This is a genomic window from Flaviflexus huanghaiensis (assembly GCF_014118685.1).
Classification (GTDB): domain Bacteria; phylum Actinomycetota; class Actinomycetes; order Actinomycetales; family Actinomycetaceae; genus Flaviflexus; species Flaviflexus huanghaiensis.
In genome coordinates, this window is record NZ_JACFAK010000046.1 from 1 (window position 1) to 526 (window position 526).

The 526-nt window shown below is 66.3% G+C and carries 1 protein-coding gene; it reads left to right on the forward strand.

Annotated elements, in window-relative coordinates:
- Positions 1 to 526: IS256 family transposase (locus H7E91_RS11485; RefSeq protein ID WP_182355246.1), on the forward strand; the 526-nt coding region annotated here is incomplete at both ends.

Below are 526 nucleotides of genomic sequence, written 5' to 3' on the forward strand. Positions count from 1 at the left end.
GCAGACGCCGATGCCGTGGTCGGGGCGGAGTGGGGCAAGCCCAGCCCCGACCGGCTCACCCAGCGCAACGGCTACCGCCACCGGCCCCTGGACACCCGGGTCGGCACAGTGGATGTAGCTGTCCCAAAACTGCGCTCGGGCACATATTTTCCCGACTGGCTGCTCGAGCGCAGAAAACGAGCCGAGTCGGCGCTGATCACCGTCGTGGCCGACTGCTACCTCGCCGGGGTCTCCACTCGGCGGATGGATAAACTCGTCAAAACCTTGGGCATCCATTCTTTATCGAAATCCCAGGTCTCACGCATGGCCACCGAGCTTGACGAGCACGTGGACCAGTTCCGTCACCGGCCCCTCGATGAGGCCGGCCCCTTCACCTTCGTTGCTGCTGACGCGCTGACCATGAAGGTCCGCGAGGGCGGACGGGTGATCAACGCGGTCGTCCTCATCGCCACCGGCGTCAACGCCGACGGACGCAGGGAAGTCCTCGGCCTGCGGGTCGCAACCAGCGAGACCGGGGCGGCGTGGA